This is a genomic window from Micromonospora sp. WMMD736, assembly GCF_049179015.1.
Classification (GTDB): Bacteria; Actinomycetota; Actinomycetes; order Mycobacteriales; family Micromonosporaceae; genus Micromonospora.
This window is the reverse complement of sequence record NZ_JBMHMI010000001.1, coordinates 4498877-4516210: the sequence shown is the minus strand read 5'-3', so window position 1 is coordinate 4516210 and position 17334 is coordinate 4498877. Positions and strand designations below refer to the sequence as shown.

At 71.6% G+C, this 17334-nt stretch carries 20 protein-coding genes and 1 pseudogene; 10 read left to right on the top strand and 11 right to left on the bottom strand.

All coding sequences use genetic code 11. The annotated features are described in order from the left end of the window. The first annotated feature begins 33 nt into the window (after positions 1–33). Positions 34–1872 carry an NHL domain-containing thioredoxin family protein gene (locus ACN269_RS20320; RefSeq protein WP_421473902.1) on the top strand — a complete coding sequence of 613 codons (1839 nt, stop codon included), beginning with the start codon at positions 34–36 and terminating at the stop codon, positions 1870–1872. A 24-nt stretch (positions 1873–1896) separates the two neighbouring features. Here the strand turns inward: ACN269_RS20320 and ACN269_RS20315 are convergent, their stop codons facing one another. From ACN269_RS20315 to ACN269_RS20305, 3 genes are read right to left on the bottom strand one after another with little or no spacing between them, the layout of a single operon-like run. Then, the gene (locus tag ACN269_RS20315) at positions 1897–2646 is read right to left on the bottom strand and encodes a LamB/YcsF family protein (protein WP_421473901.1); all 750 of its coding nucleotides are present in this window, start codon (positions 2644–2646) and stop codon (positions 1897–1899) included. Next, positions 2630–3592: a biotin-dependent carboxyltransferase family protein gene (locus tag ACN269_RS20310; protein ID WP_421473900.1), complete on the bottom strand. Its 963-nt coding sequence runs from the start codon at positions 3590–3592 to the stop codon at positions 2630–2632. Before ACN269_RS20310 ends, ACN269_RS20315 begins: the two co-directional genes overlap by 17 nt. Beyond that, positions 3490–4215 carry a 5-oxoprolinase subunit B family protein gene (locus ACN269_RS20305; RefSeq protein WP_421473899.1) on the bottom strand — a complete coding sequence of 242 codons (726 nt, stop codon included), beginning with the start codon at positions 4213–4215 and terminating at the stop codon, positions 3490–3492. Before ACN269_RS20305 ends, ACN269_RS20310 begins: the two co-directional genes overlap by 103 nt. A gap of 172 nt (positions 4216–4387) precedes the next feature. Here ACN269_RS20305 and trhA point away from each other — a divergent pair, with 172 nt between their 5' ends. Next, positions 4388–5065, top strand: a complete 678-nt coding sequence (gene trhA, locus ACN269_RS20300; RefSeq protein ID WP_421473898.1) for a PAQR family membrane homeostasis protein TrhA — start codon at positions 4388–4390, stop codon at positions 5063–5065. Between the two features lie 68 nt (positions 5066–5133). Here trhA and ACN269_RS20295 read toward each other — a convergent pair whose 3' ends face one another. Continuing rightward, on the bottom strand, positions 5134–5421 hold the full coding sequence (locus ACN269_RS20295; RefSeq protein WP_421473897.1) for a DUF6458 family protein: 288 nt from the start codon (positions 5419–5421) through the stop codon (positions 5134–5136). Positions 5422–5535: 114 nt separating this feature from the next. Here ACN269_RS20295 and ACN269_RS20290 point away from each other — a divergent pair, with 114 nt between their 5' ends. Then, entirely contained in the window at positions 5536–6075 is a 540-nt protein-coding gene (locus ACN269_RS20290; protein ID WP_421473896.1) for a SixA phosphatase family protein, read from the top strand. A gap of 47 nt (positions 6076–6122) precedes the next feature. Here ACN269_RS20290 and ACN269_RS20285 read toward each other — a convergent pair whose 3' ends face one another. The 4 genes from ACN269_RS20285 to ACN269_RS20270 all read right to left on the bottom strand — a co-directional run bounded on the left by ACN269_RS20285 (position 6123) and on the right by ACN269_RS20270 (position 10459). Then, complete coding sequence (locus tag ACN269_RS20285; RefSeq protein WP_007454197.1) at positions 6123–6392, bottom strand: DUF6458 family protein; 270 nt, start codon at positions 6390–6392, stop codon at positions 6123–6125. Between the two features lie 228 nt (positions 6393–6620). Next, entirely contained in the window at positions 6621–8477 is a 1857-nt protein-coding gene (locus ACN269_RS20280) for an acyl-CoA dehydrogenase (protein WP_421476455.1), read from the bottom strand. A gap of 117 nt (positions 8478–8594) precedes the next feature. Then, entirely contained in the window at positions 8595–9722 is a 1128-nt protein-coding gene (locus ACN269_RS20275) for a PP2C family protein-serine/threonine phosphatase (RefSeq protein ID WP_421473895.1), read from the bottom strand. 101 nt (positions 9723–9823) lie between these two features. After that, a complete protein-coding gene (locus ACN269_RS20270; RefSeq protein WP_421473894.1) occupies positions 9824–10459 on the bottom strand; it encodes a septal ring lytic transglycosylase RlpA family protein in 636 nt (211 codons plus the stop codon). A gap of 186 nt (positions 10460–10645) precedes the next feature. Between ACN269_RS20270 and ACN269_RS20265 the strand changes: the two genes are divergently transcribed. From ACN269_RS20265 to ACN269_RS20255, 3 genes are read left to right on the top strand one after another with little or no spacing between them, the layout of a single operon-like run. After that, entirely contained in the window at positions 10646–11197 is a 552-nt protein-coding gene (locus ACN269_RS20265; RefSeq protein ID WP_421473893.1) for a phosphoribosyltransferase family protein, read from the top strand. Between the two features lie 33 nt (positions 11198–11230). After that, positions 11231–12280, top strand: a complete 1050-nt coding sequence (locus ACN269_RS20260; RefSeq protein WP_421473892.1) for a hypothetical protein — start codon at positions 11231–11233, stop codon at positions 12278–12280. A gap of 57 nt (positions 12281–12337) precedes the next feature. Further along, positions 12338–12772: an ASCH domain-containing protein gene (locus tag ACN269_RS20255; protein ID WP_421473891.1), complete on the top strand. Its 435-nt coding sequence runs from the start codon at positions 12338–12340 to the stop codon at positions 12770–12772. A gap of 7 nt (positions 12773–12779) precedes the next feature. Here ACN269_RS20255 and ACN269_RS20250 read toward each other — a convergent pair whose 3' ends face one another. Next, a complete protein-coding gene (locus ACN269_RS20250; protein WP_421473890.1) occupies positions 12780–13661 on the bottom strand; it encodes an LLM class flavin-dependent oxidoreductase in 882 nt (293 codons plus the stop codon). 131 nt (positions 13662–13792) lie between these two features. Between ACN269_RS20250 and ACN269_RS20245 the strand changes: the two genes are divergently transcribed. Together ACN269_RS20245 and ACN269_RS20240 are read left to right on the top strand one after the other, a co-directional pair. Beyond that, a complete protein-coding gene (locus ACN269_RS20245) occupies positions 13793–14497 on the top strand; it encodes a dihydrofolate reductase family protein (RefSeq protein ID WP_421473889.1) in 705 nt (234 codons plus the stop codon). A 27-nt stretch (positions 14498–14524) separates the two neighbouring features. After that, positions 14525–15169 (top strand): dihydrofolate reductase family protein, encoded by a 645-nt coding sequence (locus tag ACN269_RS20240; RefSeq protein ID WP_421473888.1) that lies wholly within the window; start codon positions 14525–14527, stop codon positions 15167–15169. A gap of 63 nt (positions 15170–15232) precedes the next feature. On the opposite strand, the gene ACN269_RS20235 is transcribed toward ACN269_RS20240, so the two are convergent. Next, on the bottom strand, positions 15233–15379 hold the full coding sequence (locus ACN269_RS20235) for a hypothetical protein (protein ID WP_421473887.1): 147 nt from the start codon (positions 15377–15379) through the stop codon (positions 15233–15235). 194 nt (positions 15380–15573) lie between these two features. Between ACN269_RS20235 and ACN269_RS20230 the strand changes: the two genes are divergently transcribed. Then, positions 15574–15861, top strand: coding sequence for a 2'-5' RNA ligase family protein (locus ACN269_RS20230; protein WP_421473886.1), 288 nt, complete (start codon positions 15574–15576; stop codon positions 15859–15861). After that, positions 15798–16067 (top strand): hypothetical protein, encoded by a 270-nt coding sequence (locus ACN269_RS20225; protein WP_421476701.1) that lies wholly within the window; start codon positions 15798–15800, stop codon positions 16065–16067. Before ACN269_RS20230 ends, ACN269_RS20225 begins: the two co-directional genes overlap by 64 nt. 25 nt (positions 16068–16092) lie before the next feature. Here the strand turns inward: ACN269_RS20225 and ACN269_RS20220 are convergent. Then, positions 16093–17206 (bottom strand): annotated as a pseudogene (locus ACN269_RS20220) (helix-turn-helix domain-containing protein). Between the last annotated feature and the right edge of the window lie 128 nt (positions 17207–17334).

Genomic DNA, 17334 nt, shown 5'->3' with positions numbered 1-17334 from the left:
GCCGCGCCGATGCCGCGTGGCAGGCTGGCAGGCATGGGAACGACAGCGCGCGTACGGGCACCTGAGCTTCGGGGCCGGCAGTGGCTCAACACCGGCGGCAAGGACCTGACCCTCCAGGATCTGCGTGGCAAGATCGTTCTTGCCGATTTTTGGACCTTCTGCTGCATCAACTGCCTGCACGTGCTGGACGAGCTTCGGCCGCTGGAGGAGAAGTACGGCGACGTGCTCGTCGTGATCGGCGTGCACTCGCCGAAGTTCGAGCACGAGAAGGACGCCGACGCGCTGGTCGCCGCCGTCGAGCGCTACGGCGTGCACCACCCCGTACTCGACGATCCCGAGCTGGACATGTGGCAGCAGTACGCGGCCCGCGCCTGGCCGACCCTGTCGGTGATCGACCCCGAGGGGTACGTGGTGGCCACCATGGCCGGCGAGGGTCACGCCGAAGGGCTGGCCCGGCTGATCGACGAGCTGATCGCCACCCACGAGGCGAAGGGCACCCTGCACCGGGGCGACGGGCCGTACGTCCCTCCGCCGGCACCGGAGACCGCGCTGCGCTTCCCGGGCAAGGCGGTGCTGCTGCCGAACGGCAACCTGCTGGTCTCCGACTCGGCCCGGCACTCCCTGGTCGAGGTGGCCCCGGACGGCGAGACGGTGGTGCGCCGGATCGGCTCGGGCGAGCGGGGTCGGGCCGACGGGCCGGCCGGCTCGGCGACCTTCTCCGAGCCGCAGGGCCTGTGCCTGCTGCCCACGCAGGTCGCCGAGGTGGCCGGTTACGACCTGGTGGTGGCCGACACCGTCAACCACCTCCTGCGTGGCGTACGGCTGGAGTCCGGCGAGGTGGTCACCGTCACCGGCAGCGGGCGGCAGTGGCGTGCCGTGGTCGACGACCACGCGCACGACGCGCTCTCGGTGGACCTGTCCTCGCCGTGGGATCTGGCCTGGTACGACGACAAGCTGATCATCGCCATGGCGGGCATCCACCAGCTCTGGTGGTTCGACCCGATCAAGCGGACCGCCGGCATGTACGCGGGCACCACCGTGGAGGCGCTGCGGGACGGGCCGCTGCCCGAGGCGTGGATGGCGCAGCCGTCGGGGCTGTCCGTCTCGGCCGACGGCGTCCGGCTCTGGGTGGCCGACAGCGAGACCAGCGCCGTCCGGTACGTCGAGAACGGGGTGCTGGGCACCGCCGTCGGCCAGGGTCTGTTCGACTTCGGGCACGTGGACGGGCCGGCCGAGTCGGCGTTGTTGCAACACCCGCTGGGTGTGTGCGCGTTGCCGGACGGCTCGGTGCTGATCGCGGACACCTACAACGGCGCGGTGCGCCGCTTCGACCCGGCCAGCAACCAGGTCTCCACGGTGGCGGACGGATTGGCCGAGCCGAGCGACCTGGTGCTCACCCCGGCCGGTGAGGTGCTGGTGGTGGAGTCCGCCGCGCACCGGCTGACCCGGCTCGCGCCGGGCGCCCTGTCGGCGGCGGGCGCGAGCACGGTGGACGGCCCTCGGCACCGCACCGAGCGCAAGCCGACCGACGTGGCGGCCGGCGAGGTCACCCTGGACATCGTCTTCACCCCGGCCCCCGGCCAGAAGCTGGACGAGACGTACGGGCCGTCCACCCGCCTGGTCGTCTCGGCGTCCCCGCCGGAGCTGCTGCTCGACGGCGGCGGTACGGGCACCGAGCTGTCCCGCCGACTCGTGCTCAACGGGGAGGTCACCGGCGGGGTGCTCCAGGTGACCGCGCAGGCGGCGACCTGCGATGCGGACGTCGAGCACGCCGCCTGCCACCTGACCCGGCAGGACTGGGGGGTGCCGGTGCGCGTGGTGGACGGCGCCGCGACCCGACTGCCCCTGGTGCTGCGCGGGCTCGACGCGTAACGCCGCGGGCTCGACGCCCTGCGCTCAGGCGAACGGCGCCACCGTGACGTCGGCGTCGATCAGGCTGGCGCGAACCAGTTCGGCGGCGGACACTGCGCCCGGGGTGTCGCCGTGGACGCAGATCGACTCGACCGGGCAGGGGATCACGGTGCCGTCCACCGCCACGACGGTCCGTTCGGTGGCCATCCGTACCGCCCGGGTGGCCACCTCCTCCGGGTCGCTGATCACCGCGCCGGGCGTGCCGCGCGGTACCAGCGACCCGTTGGGCAGGTAGCCGCGGTCGGCGAAGGCTTCGGCGACCACCGGGAGGCCCGCGCCGACGGCGAGTTGGGCGAGCGTGGAGCCGGGCAGACAGAGCACGGGCAGGTCGGGGTTGTGGTCGCTGACGGCGGCGACCACGGCCGCCGCCTGGGACTCGTCGGTGGCGGCGGCGTGGTACAGCGCGCCGTGCGGCTTGAGGTAGCGCACCCGGGTCCGGAAGATCCGGCAGAACGCGTCCAGGGCGCCCAACTGGTAGGTGATCTCGTCGCGCAGCTCGGCGAAGTCGTACGCGATCCGTCGCCGGCCGAAGCCGGCCAGGTCGCGGTAGCCGACCTGTGCGCCCACCGCGACCCCGTGCCGTACCGCGCCCTCGCAGACCCGTCGCATCGTGGACGGGTCGCCGCCGTGGAAGCCGCAGGCCACGTTGGCGCTGGTCACCAGGGCCAGCAGGGCGTCGTCGTCACCGAGCCGCCAGATGCCGAATCCTTCGCCCAGGTCAGCGTTGAGGTCCATGAAACCTGACGGTAGTACCTGGACGGGCCTGCGCGAGCGGGGTCACGTCGGTGACCACCCCGATGACCGGGTAACCGCCGGTGGTCGGATGGTCCGCCAGGAAGATCAGGGGTTGGCCGTCCGCCGGCACCTGCACCGCGCCGAGCACGATGCCCTCGCTGGGCAGTTCGCCGGCCACCGCGCGGGGCAGCGGCGCGCCGGCCAGCCGCGCGCCGACCCGGTTGCTGACCGGACTGATGGTGTACGCGCTGCCGAACAGCCGGTCGAGAGCGGTCGGGGTGAACCAGTCTTCACGGGGTCCGAGGCGTACGCCCAGACGCAGTTCCGGCGCGGGGGTCGCCCCGATGGTGACGTCCACCGGTGCGGGTTCCCCGGTCGGCACGCCGAGCGGCAGCCGGTCACCGTCGCGCAGTGGGGCCGGGCCGAGCCCGGCGAGGGTGTCGGTGGCGCGGCTGCCCAGCACCGCCGGCACGTCGATGCCCCCGGCGACGGCCAGCCAGCTCCGTACGCCCTGACGGGCCGGGCCGACGCGCAGTACCGTGCCGGCGGGCAGGCTGAGCGGACGTCCGGTGTCGCCCGCCCGGTCCCCGGCCCGGACGGTCACCTCAGCGCCGGTGATGGCCACGGTGGTGGCCCGGGTCAGCCGCAGCGTGCAGCCGGTCAGGGTGATCTCCAGGCCGGCGGCCTCCTCGGCATTGCCGACCAACCGGTTGGCGAGCCGCAGGGCGGCCGGGTCGAGAGCGCCGGACCGGGGCACGCCGAGGTGCGCCCAGCCGGGCCGCCCGAGGTCCTGCACGGTGGTGAGCGCTCCGGCGCGCAGCACCTCGATCTCGGCGGGAGGTGTCACGCCGCCACCATTCGTACGCGGGTGCCGGGGCCGAGTCGGGCCGGCGGGTCGCTGTCGACGTCGAAGAGGGGCAGGTCGGTCCGGCCGACCAGCAGCCAACCGCCGGGGGACGCGCTGGGATAGATCCCGGCGTACGGGCCGGCCAGGGCGACGGAGCCGGCCGGTACCCGTGGGCGTGGGGTGGGCAGCCGGGGCAGTGCCAGCTCGGCCGGGAGCCCGGTCAGATAGGGAAAGCCAGGGGCGAAGCCGCAGAAGGCGACCCGAAAAGACGTGCCGGTAAGCCGATGCCGCACCCCCGCCACGTCCACGCCCCACCGCTCGGCGACGACCGACAGATCCGGCCCGTCGAACAGGACCTCGACGACGACCTCCGCGCCTGCCCCCTGCGTCGATCTTGCAGTTTCTGCTGTCGATATGACCTGATCGGGGCGTTCTGTCGGCACGGCAAGTGCAAGATCGGCGGGCTCGGCGGGGGTGTGGGCCGCGGCGGTGACCGTGGGTGCCCAGCGGGACAGCTGGGTTGCGGTTACGGCGGGGTTCGTGAGCCCGTCCAGCAGGACTGTGTTGGCTGCTGGGACGATCTCCGTGGCGGTCAGGTCTCCGCGTTGGCGGCGTTGCCACAACTCGGCCCGCCAGGCCTCGACGAGTTCGGACGCGGCCAAACCGCCAACCCCACCACACTCGATCAACAGGGCATGCGCCCCCACGGGCCGAATCCGCATCGCCCCATCTTCACCGACGGACGGCCTCTCCATCCCTCACGATCTTGCACTTTCTGTGGCGACAAATAGAGCTATCCACTCATCTCAACCACACAATCTGCAAGATCGGCGCGTGCCACGCGTCACCGGTCGGACTACTTGAAAGTAACCTACGGTGCCGTAACCTGAGGGCGTGACCACCTCCGCCCCGCTTCGCCTGAAGCCGGTCGACATCGGCAAGCCCCGGATGCGCGGCTGGCTGCACACGTACGCCTTCTTCGTCGCCCTGGTCGCGGGCATCGTGCTCTGCTCGATAGCCGCCACCCGCCCGGGCTGGACGCCCCTGGTGAGCTGCGCCATCTACAGCCTGACGGTCTGCGGGTTGTTCGGCACCAGCGCCCTCTACCACCGTCGGGTGTGGTCGGAGCGCGGCTACCAGGTGATGCGCCGGCTGGACCACTGCATGATCTTCGTGTTCATCGCCGGCACGTACACCCCGCTCTGCGCCATGCTGCTCTCGACCCGGCAGGCCACCATCATGCTGGCCCTGGTCTGGGGCGGGGCTCTCGGCGGTGTGGCGCTGAAGCTCGTCTGGCCGCACGCGCCGCGCTGGGTCTCCGCGCCGCTCTACCTGGCGCTCGGCTGGGTCGCGGTCGCCATGCTGCCGGACATCCTGCACGGCGGCGGTGTCACGGCGCTGGTGCTGCTGATCGTCGGCGGGGCGATCTACAGCGTCGGCGCGGTCTTCTACGCCCTGCGCCGGCCCAACCCGTGGCCGACGGTCTTCGGCCACCACGAGTTCTTCCACGCCTGCACGCTGGTGGCAGCGCTCTGTCACCACGTGGCGATCTACTTCGCACTGTTCGCCTGAGCCGTCATCCACAGCAGCGAGCCGGGACCCCGCCACGCTGCGGGACCCCGGCTCGGACGGTTCGCACGTCAGACCGGACGACCCGGCCGACGCACCTCGCGGTACTCCCGCATGACCTGGTCGTCCTGGACCGGCACCACCCGGTCGACCACCACCGGCTCCTCGCGGACCGGCGCGGCGACCACGGTACGACGGCGGCTGTTCCAGAAGTAGAGGGTGACCAGCAGGCCGGCGACACCGGCGAGCATCAGCACCCAGCCGACGACGGACAGGTTCAACCAGCCCAGGTCGGCCTCCACGGCGAATGCGAAGATCGCGCCCAGCGCGATCAGGAAGATGCTGCCACCAATGCCCATGTCTCGCTCCTCGGCTCTAACCTGGCGTACGACCCGCCGTGGGCCGTTGGTAGGGGGTGCGGCATCCCTGGACTTACCCCGACAGGGAGATCGCCAATCGGGCAAGCTGGGGGCATGACGGACAGCCCCGCCGAGGCGCGGACACTGGTGTTGCTCCGGCACGCGAAGGCCGAGCCGGGCAGCGAGGGTACGGACGACGCCCAGCGCCCACTGAGCGCCCGTGGTGAGGCCGACGCGGCGGCGGCCGGAGCGTGGTTGGCCCACCACGACCTGCTGCCCGACGTGGTGATCTGCTCGACCGCCCTGCGGACCCGGCAGACCTGGCACGGCGTGGCGATGGGGATGACGGGTTCGCCCCCGGAGGGCGGGCCGGCTGGTCCGCGCCCGACCGTGCGTTACGAGCCCGGCGCGTACGACGCCCACCCCGAGGAACTGTTGTCGCTGGCCCGGACGGCCGATTCGGCGGCTCGGGTGGTGCTGTTGATCGCCCACAATCCGGGTGTCTCGCTGCTCTCCGCGTTTCTCGACCCGGAGACGGCGGACGAGGAGGGGCTGCGGACCGCCGAGTTGGCGGTGCACCGCAGCGCGGCCGCCTGGACCGAGTGGGACCGGGGCGGAGCGCCGATCGCCCAGCGGCACACGGCACGCGGCTGAGCCACCCGCCGTTCGGACGGGTGGCTCAGGCGTACGCGCTCAAGGGGTCAGGACGGTGGCGCGGTCGGCGGCGGAGGGTCCGGCGGCGGAGGCATCATCGCCGTGGGATGGGACAGCCGGTTCTCCTCCACGATGAGGGTCCGGGCCCGCTTGCGCCGGTCCTGCCAGAACCAGAGGGTGGTCAGTAGCACCGCAAGCCCGGCCAGGATGAACACCCAGCCGACCGCGCGCAGGTCGATCCACCAGACGTTGGCCCGGATCGCGAAGGTCATGATCGCGCCGAGCGCGATGAGAAAGATGCCGCTTCCTACACCCATGTGCGCTGCATTCCCCCGTGCGGTGGCTCTGGGCGTTCCCGTGGTCGAGGCGGGTTACCCGCCACGGCAGCGGCATACCCGGCCGCGCCCGGCCAACACGCGCCACCTCTCGTGCGCCTCGGGTGTGACCCGGACGCGGCGACGGCCGGCGGGGCGCAGGCCCCACCGGCCGTCACCGAGGGTGCCGGGTGGTGCGACCCGGAACCGCTCAAGCGTGCCGTGGCGCGGTCAGAAGGCCTCCTCCGGGAGGTCCATGACGTCGAGGTCGGTGCCCTCGATGATGCGCCGGTCGGCGCCGATCCGCGGCAGCACCTCACGGGCGAAGAACCGGGCGGCGGCCACCTTGCCGGTGTAGAACGCCTTGTCGGTGGCGGAGACCTCGCCGGCGAGGGCCTTGAGCGCCACGTCGGCCTGCTTCTGCAACAGCCAGCCGACGACCAGGTCACCGATCGCCAGCAGGAACCGCCGGCTGCTCAGGCCCACCTTGTAGAGCGCGCGGGGGTCGCCGGCCTGCGCCTCGCCCAGCCAGCCGGTCAGCACACCGAGGATGTTCTGGATCTCGGCCAGCGCCCTGCCGAGCGCCTGCCGCTCCTCCTTGAGCTGGCCGTTGCCCGCCTCGGTGGAGATGAACTCCTGGATCTCGCCGGACACCGCCAGCAGCGCCTTGCCGTTGTCCCGAACGATCTTGCGGAAGATCAGGTCGAGGCTCTGGATGGCGGTGGTGCCCTCGTACAGGGTGTCGATCTTGGCGTCCCGGACGTACTGCTCCAACGGGTAGTCCGCAAGGAAGCCGGAGCCGCCGAAGGTCTGCAGGGCCTCGTGCCCGAGCAGCTCGTACGCCCGCTCCGACCCGACGCCCTTGACCAGCGGCAGCAGCAGGTCGTTGACCCGCTTGGCCAGCTTGGTGGCCTTCTCGTCGCCGGCCGCCTCGGCGAGCGCGACCTTGTCCTGCCAGGTGGCGGTGTAGAGGACCAGGGCGCGCAGACCCTCGGCGTACGACTTCTGCAACAGCAGCGAGCGCCGCACGTCCGGGTGGTGGGTGATGGTGACCCGGGGGGCGGTCTTGTCGGCCTGCTGGACCAGGTCGGCGCCCTGCACCCGGTTCTTCGCGTACTCCAGGGCGTTCAGGTAGCCCGTGGAGAGCGTGGCGATCGCCTTGGTGCCGACCATCATCCGGGCGTACTCGATGATCATGAACATCTGCCGGATGCCGTCGTGCTTGTCGCCCAGCAGCCAGCCCTTGGCCGGTACGCCGTGCTCGCCGAAGGTCATCTCGCAGGTGTTGGAGACCTTCAGACCCATCTTGTGCTCGACGTTCGTGGCGTAGACGCCGTTGCGCTCGCCCAGCTCGCCGGTGGTCTCGTCGAAGTGGAACTTGGGCACGACGAAGAGGGACAGGCCCTTGGTGCCGGGACCGCCGACACCCTCCACACCGACCGGGCGGGCCAGCACGTAGTGCACGATGTTGTCGCTCAGATCGTGCTCGCCAGAGGTGATGAAGCGCTTCACGCCCTCGATGTGCCAGCTGCCGTCGGGCTGCTGGATCGCCCGGGTACGACCGGCGCCCACGTCCGAGCCGGCGTCCGGCTCGGTGAGCACCATCGTGGAGCCCCACTGCTTGTCGATGAAGAGCTTGGCCCAGGCCTTCTGCCGCTCGGTGCCCTCGACGTGCAGCACGTGCGCGAAGGAGGGGCCGGAGGAGTACATCCAGACCGGCGCGTTCGCGCCGAGCACCAGCTCGGCGAGGGCCCACCAGAGGGCTCGCGGGGCGTTGGTGCCACCGAGGGCCGGCGGCAGGTCCAGCCGCCAGAACTCCGAGTCCATGAACGCCTGGTACGACTTCTTGAACGACTCCGGCAGCGGCGCGGTGTGCGTGGCCGGGTCGAAGACCGGTGGGTTGCGGTCGCTGTCCGTGTAGCTGGCGGCGAGGTCCTCGCGGGCCAGGCGGTCCACCTCGGCGAGGAAGCTCCGGGCCGTGTCGGTGTCCAGTTCCGAGTACGGCTCCTGGCCGAACGCCCGGTCCGCCCCGAAGACCTCGAAAAGGTTGAATTCGAGGTCCCGAAGGTTGCTCTTGTAGTGGGTCATGCTCACTGGCCCCGCTTCCGGACAGGTGTTACCGATCAGTAACCACGACTGTATTACTCGTGGGTAGGCAGCGACAACCCGATCAGCGGAGTGACGGCGATTACACAGTCCCCGCGCTCAGCTCTCGGCGGCGCCGACCTCCCAGCTCGGCACGGCCGACGTCACTCCCTTACGGGAACCGACGTACTCCATGAGGACCAGCGCGATGTCGTCGTCCAGCCGGCCGTGTACCCACTCGACGAGGGCGGTCTCGAGCGACGCGAGCCCGTCGGCGACCGTGCCGTGCCCGAGCAGCCGCCACGCCCGGTCGGCGGTGGGGAAGAACTCCCCGTCCCGCCGGGCCTCACCGAGACCGTCGGTGAACAACAACAGCCGGTCGCCCGGTTCCAGGCGTTCCACCCGGGGACGGACCGCCGGCATGAACCCGAGCGGCGGCGCGGGCGCCGGCGGCTCCAACGGGATCACCGCGCCCCGGCGCAGCAGCAGCGGGGAGGGGTGGCCGCAGTTGACGATGGTGAGCGTCCCGCCCCGCTCCTCGACCAGCGCGGCGGTCACGAAATCCTCGTCGCCGACGTTGCGGGCCACCGCGCGGTCCAGGTCGGCGACGACGGCACGCAGGTCGGCCCGCTCGTAGGCCACGTGCCGGTACGAACCCAGGACGATGCTGGCCAGGCGGACCGCGTCCAGACCCTTGCCGCGTACGTCACCAATGATCATGCGGACGCCGTACGGGGTGTCGATCGCCTCGTACAGGTCACCGCCGATCTCGGCGGTGGCGGTGGAGGAGATGTAGCGACCGGCCACCGAGAGCATGCCGATCTGGGGTCCGAGCGGTCGCAGCACGGCCTGCTGGGCCACCGACGCGAGCTTGGTCAGCTCGGCGATCCGCTCCGCCTGCCGCTGTCGCACCCAGGCCACCGCCACGGCCAGCCCGCTCGCGAGCCCGACCGCCACCATGTTGACCGAGGTCACCAACATCATTTTCGGGTCGGTCGCCGCGAAGGCGATCCCGATCAGGGTCGCCACGGTGCCCACGCCCAGCACCACCCGCCAGGCCGCCAGCGCGGCGGCCAGGATCGGGGCGGCGGCCAGGAGCGCGACGTAGTGCGCCCGGCGGCCGTCGGCCAGTTCCAGCACCGAGACGATCGCGAGCAGGACGACGGCCGCGCCGATGCCGGCGCGGGATCCGGGGCTCAGCGGGCTACGGCCCGACTGGAGGAGTCGCGTGGGTACGAGGGACAGCATGCCTGATCGACGTGAACGGGTGAATGAACCTGGCCCGTCGTCCGAGGATGTTCTGTCCGCCCGGCCCACGCCGGCGACCGGATCGGCGTTCTCGAATACGCTCAGCCGAGAACCTCGTAGCGAACGGTGAGCGCACCGACGTCGACCGAGGCGATGGTCGCGAAGGCGGCACGGGACAGGTCGAGGCAGCGGCCGTCGATGAACGGCCCACGGTCGTTGATCCGCACGACGACCGACTTACCGTTGTTCGGGTTGGTCACCCGGACCTTGGTGTTGAACGGCAGGGTCTTGTGCGCCGCGGTCAACTCGTTCGGGTTGAACGACTCGCCGTTGGCGGTGAGCTGCCCGTCGGAGTAGAAGGACGCGCCGCACGAGCCGCTCTCCAGCACCTTCGCCGCCGCCGTGGTCTTCTTGACCTTGGGGCTCGGCTTCGGCGACGCGGTGCGGGCCTTGCCCCGGGAGGCGGCCTGCGGCGACCGGCTGGCGGACGGGCTGGCCGTCACGCTCGGTGTCGCGGTGGCACTGGCGCTCGGGGAGGCGCTCGGGGAGCCGGGGGTGAGGCTGCCGGCGATGGTGGGGGTGAAGTCCAGCGCGGCCTGCCCCGACTGGCCGGAGCCCGACGTGAGCTGGACCGCGCCGACCGTGCCACCGACGGCCAGGGCGACACCGACCGCCGCGGTGGCCGCGATGCCCGCCGGGGAGGAGAAGATGCGGGTACGGGAGTGCCTACCTGCCACCGGCCCGGTCCTTTCGTCGATTGAACAAACCGGGTCGGACCGTAACGAGAGAAGCACTTCCGAAGTCAACGTGATCATGGTGGTATGCCAGTATTTGCCCCGTACCTATAGCCGATCATCCGAGCCGGGGTCAGTCGAGCGGCCCAGGTGCGGACGCGTCGAGCGCCCGTGCCGCACGATGGACGGATGCCCACCGATCTGACCGAACGTCTGGCCGCCCTGTTCCGCTGGATCGACCCCGGTCCGGGCGTCAGCCACCTGGTCAGCGACATCTCCGGCTGGTGGCGCGACCCGACGGTGCTGGCCGAGCTGGGACCGGCCCTGGTGGCCCCGTACCGGGCGGCCCGACCGACGGTGGTGCTCGCCCCGGCGGTCACCGGCCTGCTGCTCGGACCGCTGGCCGCGACCGCCCTCGGGGTCGGGTTCGTGGCCGCGCACAAACCCGGCGACGGCAGACTCCCGGCCGGGCCACTCACCTGGGCACAGAGCCCGCCGGACTACCGAGGCCGGCAGGTCGACCTGGCCGTACGGGAGCGACACCTCGGCCCCGACGACCGGGTGCTCGTGGTGGACGACTGGGTACGCACCGGCGCCCAGATCCGCGCCCTCTACGACATCTGCGCCACGCGTGGCGCACAGGTCCTCGGGGCGGCCGTGGTGGCCGTCGACTGCCCGCCGGAGACCGCCGCCGCGCTGCGGATCACCGGCCTCATCACCGGCGCGGAATTGCCGGGTTGACCTGAAGCGCGCTTCACCTTCGACGATCGACGCATGAGCGACGGAATCCTCGACGAGGCGTACGAACGACTGCACCACACCGGTCCCGAGTACGAGGGCTGGCTCTCCAACCACGGCCCGATGGCCGTCGAGGCGCTGGCCCGGCACGGGCACGAGCGACAGGTACACCGCTGGCTGGACGACTACCTCACCCGACTGGACGAGCTACCCCGCGGGCTGCGTCCGATCGACGACTGGCGGGCGGCGCTGGGCGACGCGAAGCGGGCCGGCGACTGGCTGGCGTACTTCGACCGGCAGCTGCGCGAGGCGCCGTGGCGGGACGTGCTCGGCACCTGGTGGCCCCGACTGCTGCCCGGCATCGCGGCGGGCGCCACCCACGGGGTGATCCGGGTCGGGCACGCGGTACGCGCCCTGCACCTGCACGGGGCGAACCCGCCCCGGCTCACCGAACTGGGCCAGGCCCTCGGCTACTGGGCGGCCCGTTGGCAGCCGGTGCCCGGCGCCGACCGGCTGCTCGCGCCGACCTCGTCGGGCCACCCCGGCACCGCCGGGCCGGACGTGGCCGCCGCGCTGGCCGGGGTGCCCCGGATCGACGACCAGAGCGGTGGCATCCGGGAGCGGCTGGGCCGGCTGGTGGGCGTACCCCGGTGGGAACCGGCGCTCGCGGCGCTGCGCCCCGCGCGGACGCCGGGTGAGGCGGAACGCGGGCTCGGTACGCTCGTGCACCGCGCCGGCCTCGACTACCTGCGCTTCGGGCACGCCGAGCCGGTCATGCTGGTGCACGCGGTGACGGCGCCGACCGCCGTGCTGCGTACCCTGCCGGCACTCGACCGGGCGCTCTGGGCGCCGAGCTTCGCCGCGGCCTGGACCGCGACGGCGGCCGTGACCTCGGTGTACGCCCCGAGCGACGCGGTGACGCCGCCGTCAGTCGCCACCGGGACCCCGGCGGAGGTGTTCGCGCGGGCGGCCCGACATGGCGACGCGCACGTGGTCAAACTGGCCGACGCGGTCCTCGACGCCCACGCGACCACCGGTGACCAGCGGCTGCTTGACGCCGCCGGCTACGCCGCGCAGATGATCTGAGCCGCGGCGGACGAATTACGAGGGCGCGTCCGGCCGCGCTGGCCTAGCCTCGGCAGGATGTGGCCTCGGATCGGTGACCTGCGCACGCTCGCCCTCGGCACGCCGGGCGAGCTGCGGACGACCCTCAACACGCTGGTGCTGGCCGGCGTGAAGACCGCGACCGCCGGCCGGCTGGCCGAGTACGCCGAAGAGAACGAGGAACTGGAGCAGGTCGGCGAACGACTGGCGCTCGTCGACGACGACGACGACGCGTTGGCGGGCGTCGTCGAGATCACTGGCGTCGACGTGGTCCGCTTCGGCGACGTGCCCTGGGAGTTCGCCCGGGCCGAAGGTGAGGGCGACCGCTCGATCGAGGAGTGGCGGGCGGGGCACGCCGCCTACTGGGCGCGGCTCGGCACACCCGTCGACGACGACACCCCGATAGTCTGCCTGCGCCTGCGGCTGGTCTCCGGCGGCGAGGGCGGCCTGGCCACCGGAGACCTGGGCACCTGAGCCGGCGTTAGCCGCGCAGCTCGGGCAGCAGTCGGGTCGCCACGTCGACCAGGACGGCCTCGTCGCCGGCGTACCAACTGCTGGCGCGCGGCCAGTGCGTCACCACGTCGGTGAAGCCCAGCTCCGCGGCCCGGCCGACCTGGTCGGCGAAGAACTGCGCGCTGCTCAGCGAGAACACCGGCGCGGAGTCCAGCAGGAGGTAGCGGTCCAGCGTCGCCGGATCGCGGTCGGCCTCGGCCAGCGTCCGGTCCATCCGCGCGGACAGCGTCGAGACGCTGGTCCACCAGCCCGCCAGGTCGTTGTCGTCGCCGGTGCCGGTGGTCACCCATCCCTGCCCGAAGCGGGCCACCAGCCGCATCGAGCGCGGCCCGTTGGCGGCCACCACGAACGGCACCCGGGGCTGCTGCACGGAGCCGGGGTTGTTGCGGGCGTCCACCGCCGCGAACCACTCGCCGCGCCAGGTGGTGCCGTCCTGGCGCAGGATCAGATCCAGCAACTCGGTGAACTCGGCGAACCGGTCGACCCGCTGGCGCGGCGGCAGCGGGTCGCCACCCAGCACCGCCGAGTCGAAGCCGATGCCACCCGCACCGAGACCGAGCAGCAGTCGACCGTCCGACACGTCGTCCACCGTGGTGATCTGGCGAACGAACGCGGCGGGGTGGCGGAAGTTCGGCGACGCCACGAGCGTGCCCAGTCGAATCCGGGACGTCACGGTGGCGGCGGCCGTCAGGGTGCTCATGGAGTCGAACCACGGGCCGTCGACCAGGTCGCGCCAGCCCAGGTGGTCGTACGTCCACGCGTGGTCGAAGCCCCACTCGTCGACCTGCCGCCAGCGGTGCTGCGCTTGGCTCCAGCGCTGGTCCGGCAGGATCACGATGCCAATCCGCATGATCGGCAGCCTACCGGGCCTGGTGAGTGACCCAGGTCACAGTGCAACCCGGTAGGGGCAACCTGCTCGACTCCGACCTCGTTGCGAGCAGGCACCCGACGGGTGCCACCGGAGCAGAGGGATCACGCGAGATGACGAAGGTGACCGCACAGCTGTCGGTTTCCCTGGACGGGTTCTACGCCGGCCCACAGTTCGACGGCGACGGCGACTGGATCGACTCGGCCGAGGCCGCTGGCTTCTTCCGGGTCACCCGCTGGGCCACCGAGGCGGCGGCCTGGCGCGAACGGCAGGGCTTCGCCGGTGGCGAGCACGACGCCAACTCCGACGTGCTGGCCGAGACGTTCGAGGCGGCTGGCGCGTACGTCATGGGTCGGCGGATGGCCGACGGCGGTGAGGCGCCGTGGGGCGACGAACCACCGTTCCGCGCCCCGGTCTTCGTCGTCACCCACCGGCCCCGCGAGACCCTGCGGCGCGGCGGTGGCACCAGCTTCACCTACGTCACCGACGGCGTAGCCAGCGCGGTCGAGCAGGCGCGCGCCGTGGCCGGTGACAAGAACGTCGCCGTGGCCGGCGGCGGCAGCCTCGTGCGACAGGTACTCGGGGCCGGACTGCTCGACGAGTTGGAGCTGCACGTCGTACCGGTCGTGCTCGGCACCGGCCTGCGGCTCCTCGACGCCGACCTCGGCCTCGCGGCCAAGGAGGCGATCGAGCTGACGCCCACCCGCGTCATCCACACGCCGCAGGTCACCCACATCCGGTACGCCGTGGACGGTCGCGCCCCGCTCGTGCTCGACGACCGGGGTCGCGGCGGCGGACCGACCGCGACCGTCAACTGACGTCCGCCGATCTCACGAGGAGTCTTCATGCCACAGCTACTGCGGGTGCAGTGCTTCAACGTCTCGCGCGACGGGTTCGGCACCGGGGAGGGGCAGAGTCTGGAACGTCCCTTCGGCCACGCCGACCCCACCCCGCTCTTCTCCTGGCGGGCCGCCACCGCCAGCTTCATCTACCGCAGCGAGCCCGGCGGAACCCGGGGCCTGGACGACTACCTGACCCGCGACGCCGAACACAACATCGGTGCCGAGATCATGGGCCGCAACAAGTTCGGCCCCCAGCGTGGGCCGTGGGAGAACTACGAGTGGCAGGGATGGTGGGGCGACAACCCGCCGTTCCACACGCCGGTCTTCGTGCTCACCCACCACGTACGACCGTCGTTCACCCTGGCCGACACCACGTTCCACTTCCTCGACGCCAGCCCCGCCGAGGCACTGGCCCGGGCGAAGGAGGCAGCCGACGGGCGGGACGTACGCCTCGGCGGCGGGGTGGCGACCATCCGCGCGTTCCTCGACGCCGACCTGGTCGACACCATGCACATCGCCGTCGCCCCCGTCGACCTGCACCGGGGCGAGCGGCTGTGGGAGAGCCCTAACGAACTGCTCGACCGCTTCCACCTGGATACCGTGCCCAGCCCCAGCGGCGTAACTCACCTGCTGTTCTGGAGGCGGTGACGGTGGTCGGCCCTCGGCCGCCTCGCCGAGGGCCGGATCGGGCCTGTGCGCCACTCGGCCGCACTAACGGCTCGCCAGGGTCACGAGCAGTGTCGTCGCGGCTGCCACCAGTCCGGCGAGGGCAGCCACCAAGCCGGTGACGTCACGGATCCACTCGCGCGCGCTCCGACCCCGATCGCCACCGTCCGGGTTCTCTTGCCTGTCCGTCACCATCGCCTCCCATCGCCCTGCATCAACGGAAACGCAACATGCCGCTCTGCCGGCGGACCCGCGATCACCTGTGGATGACGCGCCGGCTATCCACAGGCACGCAACGCAACACTCCGATCACGCATCGCGCATCGGGTCATGGGGATCGATGCCCGATCTCGCGCAACCTCGGCTGACCCTGCTGTCCTCGCCCAATGGCACGCGGTGTTGCTCCCTCGCCGGCCCGGCACCGGTGGCTTCTCTACCCGTTTCTAGCGCCACAGCAGATCAATGAGCAGGCCCTGACCGTGCTGGGCAGGACCATTGCCGGCATACCGCGGTTCGACGTCGAGCTGACGCGCATCGGCTGGTTCGGTGACGCGGTCGTATGGCTGGCACCGCAGCCGGACCGTCCGTTCGTGAACCTCACCATGGCGGTGTGGCAGCGGTTCCCGAGACCGCCCCCTATGCCGGGGAGCACACCGACGTGGTGCCGCATCTGACCTTCGGCCAGGATGCCCCCAAGCCCACCTTGAGCCACGCCGCCGAGACCGTCGCGGCGCAGCTGCCGATCGGTGCGGCCGTCGACATGGTGCGCCTCATCGCCGGAACGCCCGGCCTGAGCCCCTGGCGCACCGTCTGCGAGTTCCCGTTGGGGGCACACGCAGCTGCCGAGGAACAGCGGGGACGGGCTGGGAGGACGCGCTGATGATCACTCTGCCCCCGTCCGACGATCAGCCAGCCGCGACGGTGCTTTCGTTCCCGCGCCGGTGGCAACCACCGGCCCGCTCGACCTCGCGAAGCATAAGAGCAAGGCTCTGCGATCGGCGTTCGGCTGGGAGGGCCTCCCACGCCTGGCGTGCGTAGGCGACCCCGCCGGCCCGGTCGCCAGCCTTCGTCATGGTCAGGCCCCGGTGCAGCTCGATGTGCGTCGCGAATCGGGGTAGGCCCGCCGGCCGCGTCCGGTCGGCCTCTTGCTGCGCCTCACTGCCCGGTCCGAGCATGCCGAGGCGGGCGTACAACATGCTGCGGAAGGTCGCCATGCGCCACGGCGGCACGGCGGTATCCGAGCCTTCGCCGTCGGGCGACGCAACGTGGTCGAAAACCCGTCGAGCCTCGGTGTCGTGCAAAACTGCCCCTGCCTCATCGCCGCGTCCGGCTGCGACGTGCGCCTGTGCCATGAGGGCCTGTACGCGCCCGAGTGACGGCCGGTCGGAAAGTGCAATGGCCTGTTCGGCATAGCGCCGGGCGGTGGGCAATGCTGCCCCTTCGTAGGCGAGGGCGATGGCTGCCCTTCCGCGTACCCAAACACGCACACCGAGGTCGTCGGACCGGTCAGCGGCCGTTGCCGCGAGGTCATACCAGCGGATTGCCTCGACGGGGTTGGGCGTGGTCTTGCCGTAGGTCACGAGCGCTCGCGCTGCGTGCGTCCACATGCGCGGCGTGTCGAGGTGCTGCTGAAGGATCACGAGGTTGCTCGCGAGACGCGCCTGAAGTACCGCCGCGCCTACGGCCATGTAGTCCCGCCCGTATTGGTCGACTCGCTCGCGCCAGTCCTCCTCGGCCCCTCGCCCATCAAGAGCTGCGCTGAAACCGGCCCGGATCAGCTCACCGGCTTACTACGGGACCGACGGCACCCGCCGCGAGCCCGAGCACCTGTCGACGGTTCACGTCACCCTCCCCGAATGCCCGCGCGTAGGCGAGCACGATGTCAGGGGTAGCGGTCCGTCGTCCTGCCTCGACGTTGCTCAGATGCGAAGCCGAATAGCACGACCGCGCCGCCACCGAGGCGAGCGAAACGCCGGCCTCGATGCGAGCTTGACGCAACTGCCCGCCTAGATCTTCCACGGGTCCCCCTGCTGAAAGCCGCTGAAAGCATCGACCTACTTCCCAGCGTAGTCCTGTCGTCGCAGGGTGGAACCAGACGGCGCGGCCGGCAGGGACCCGAACCCGGCGGACGTGTTCGTACCGGGGCC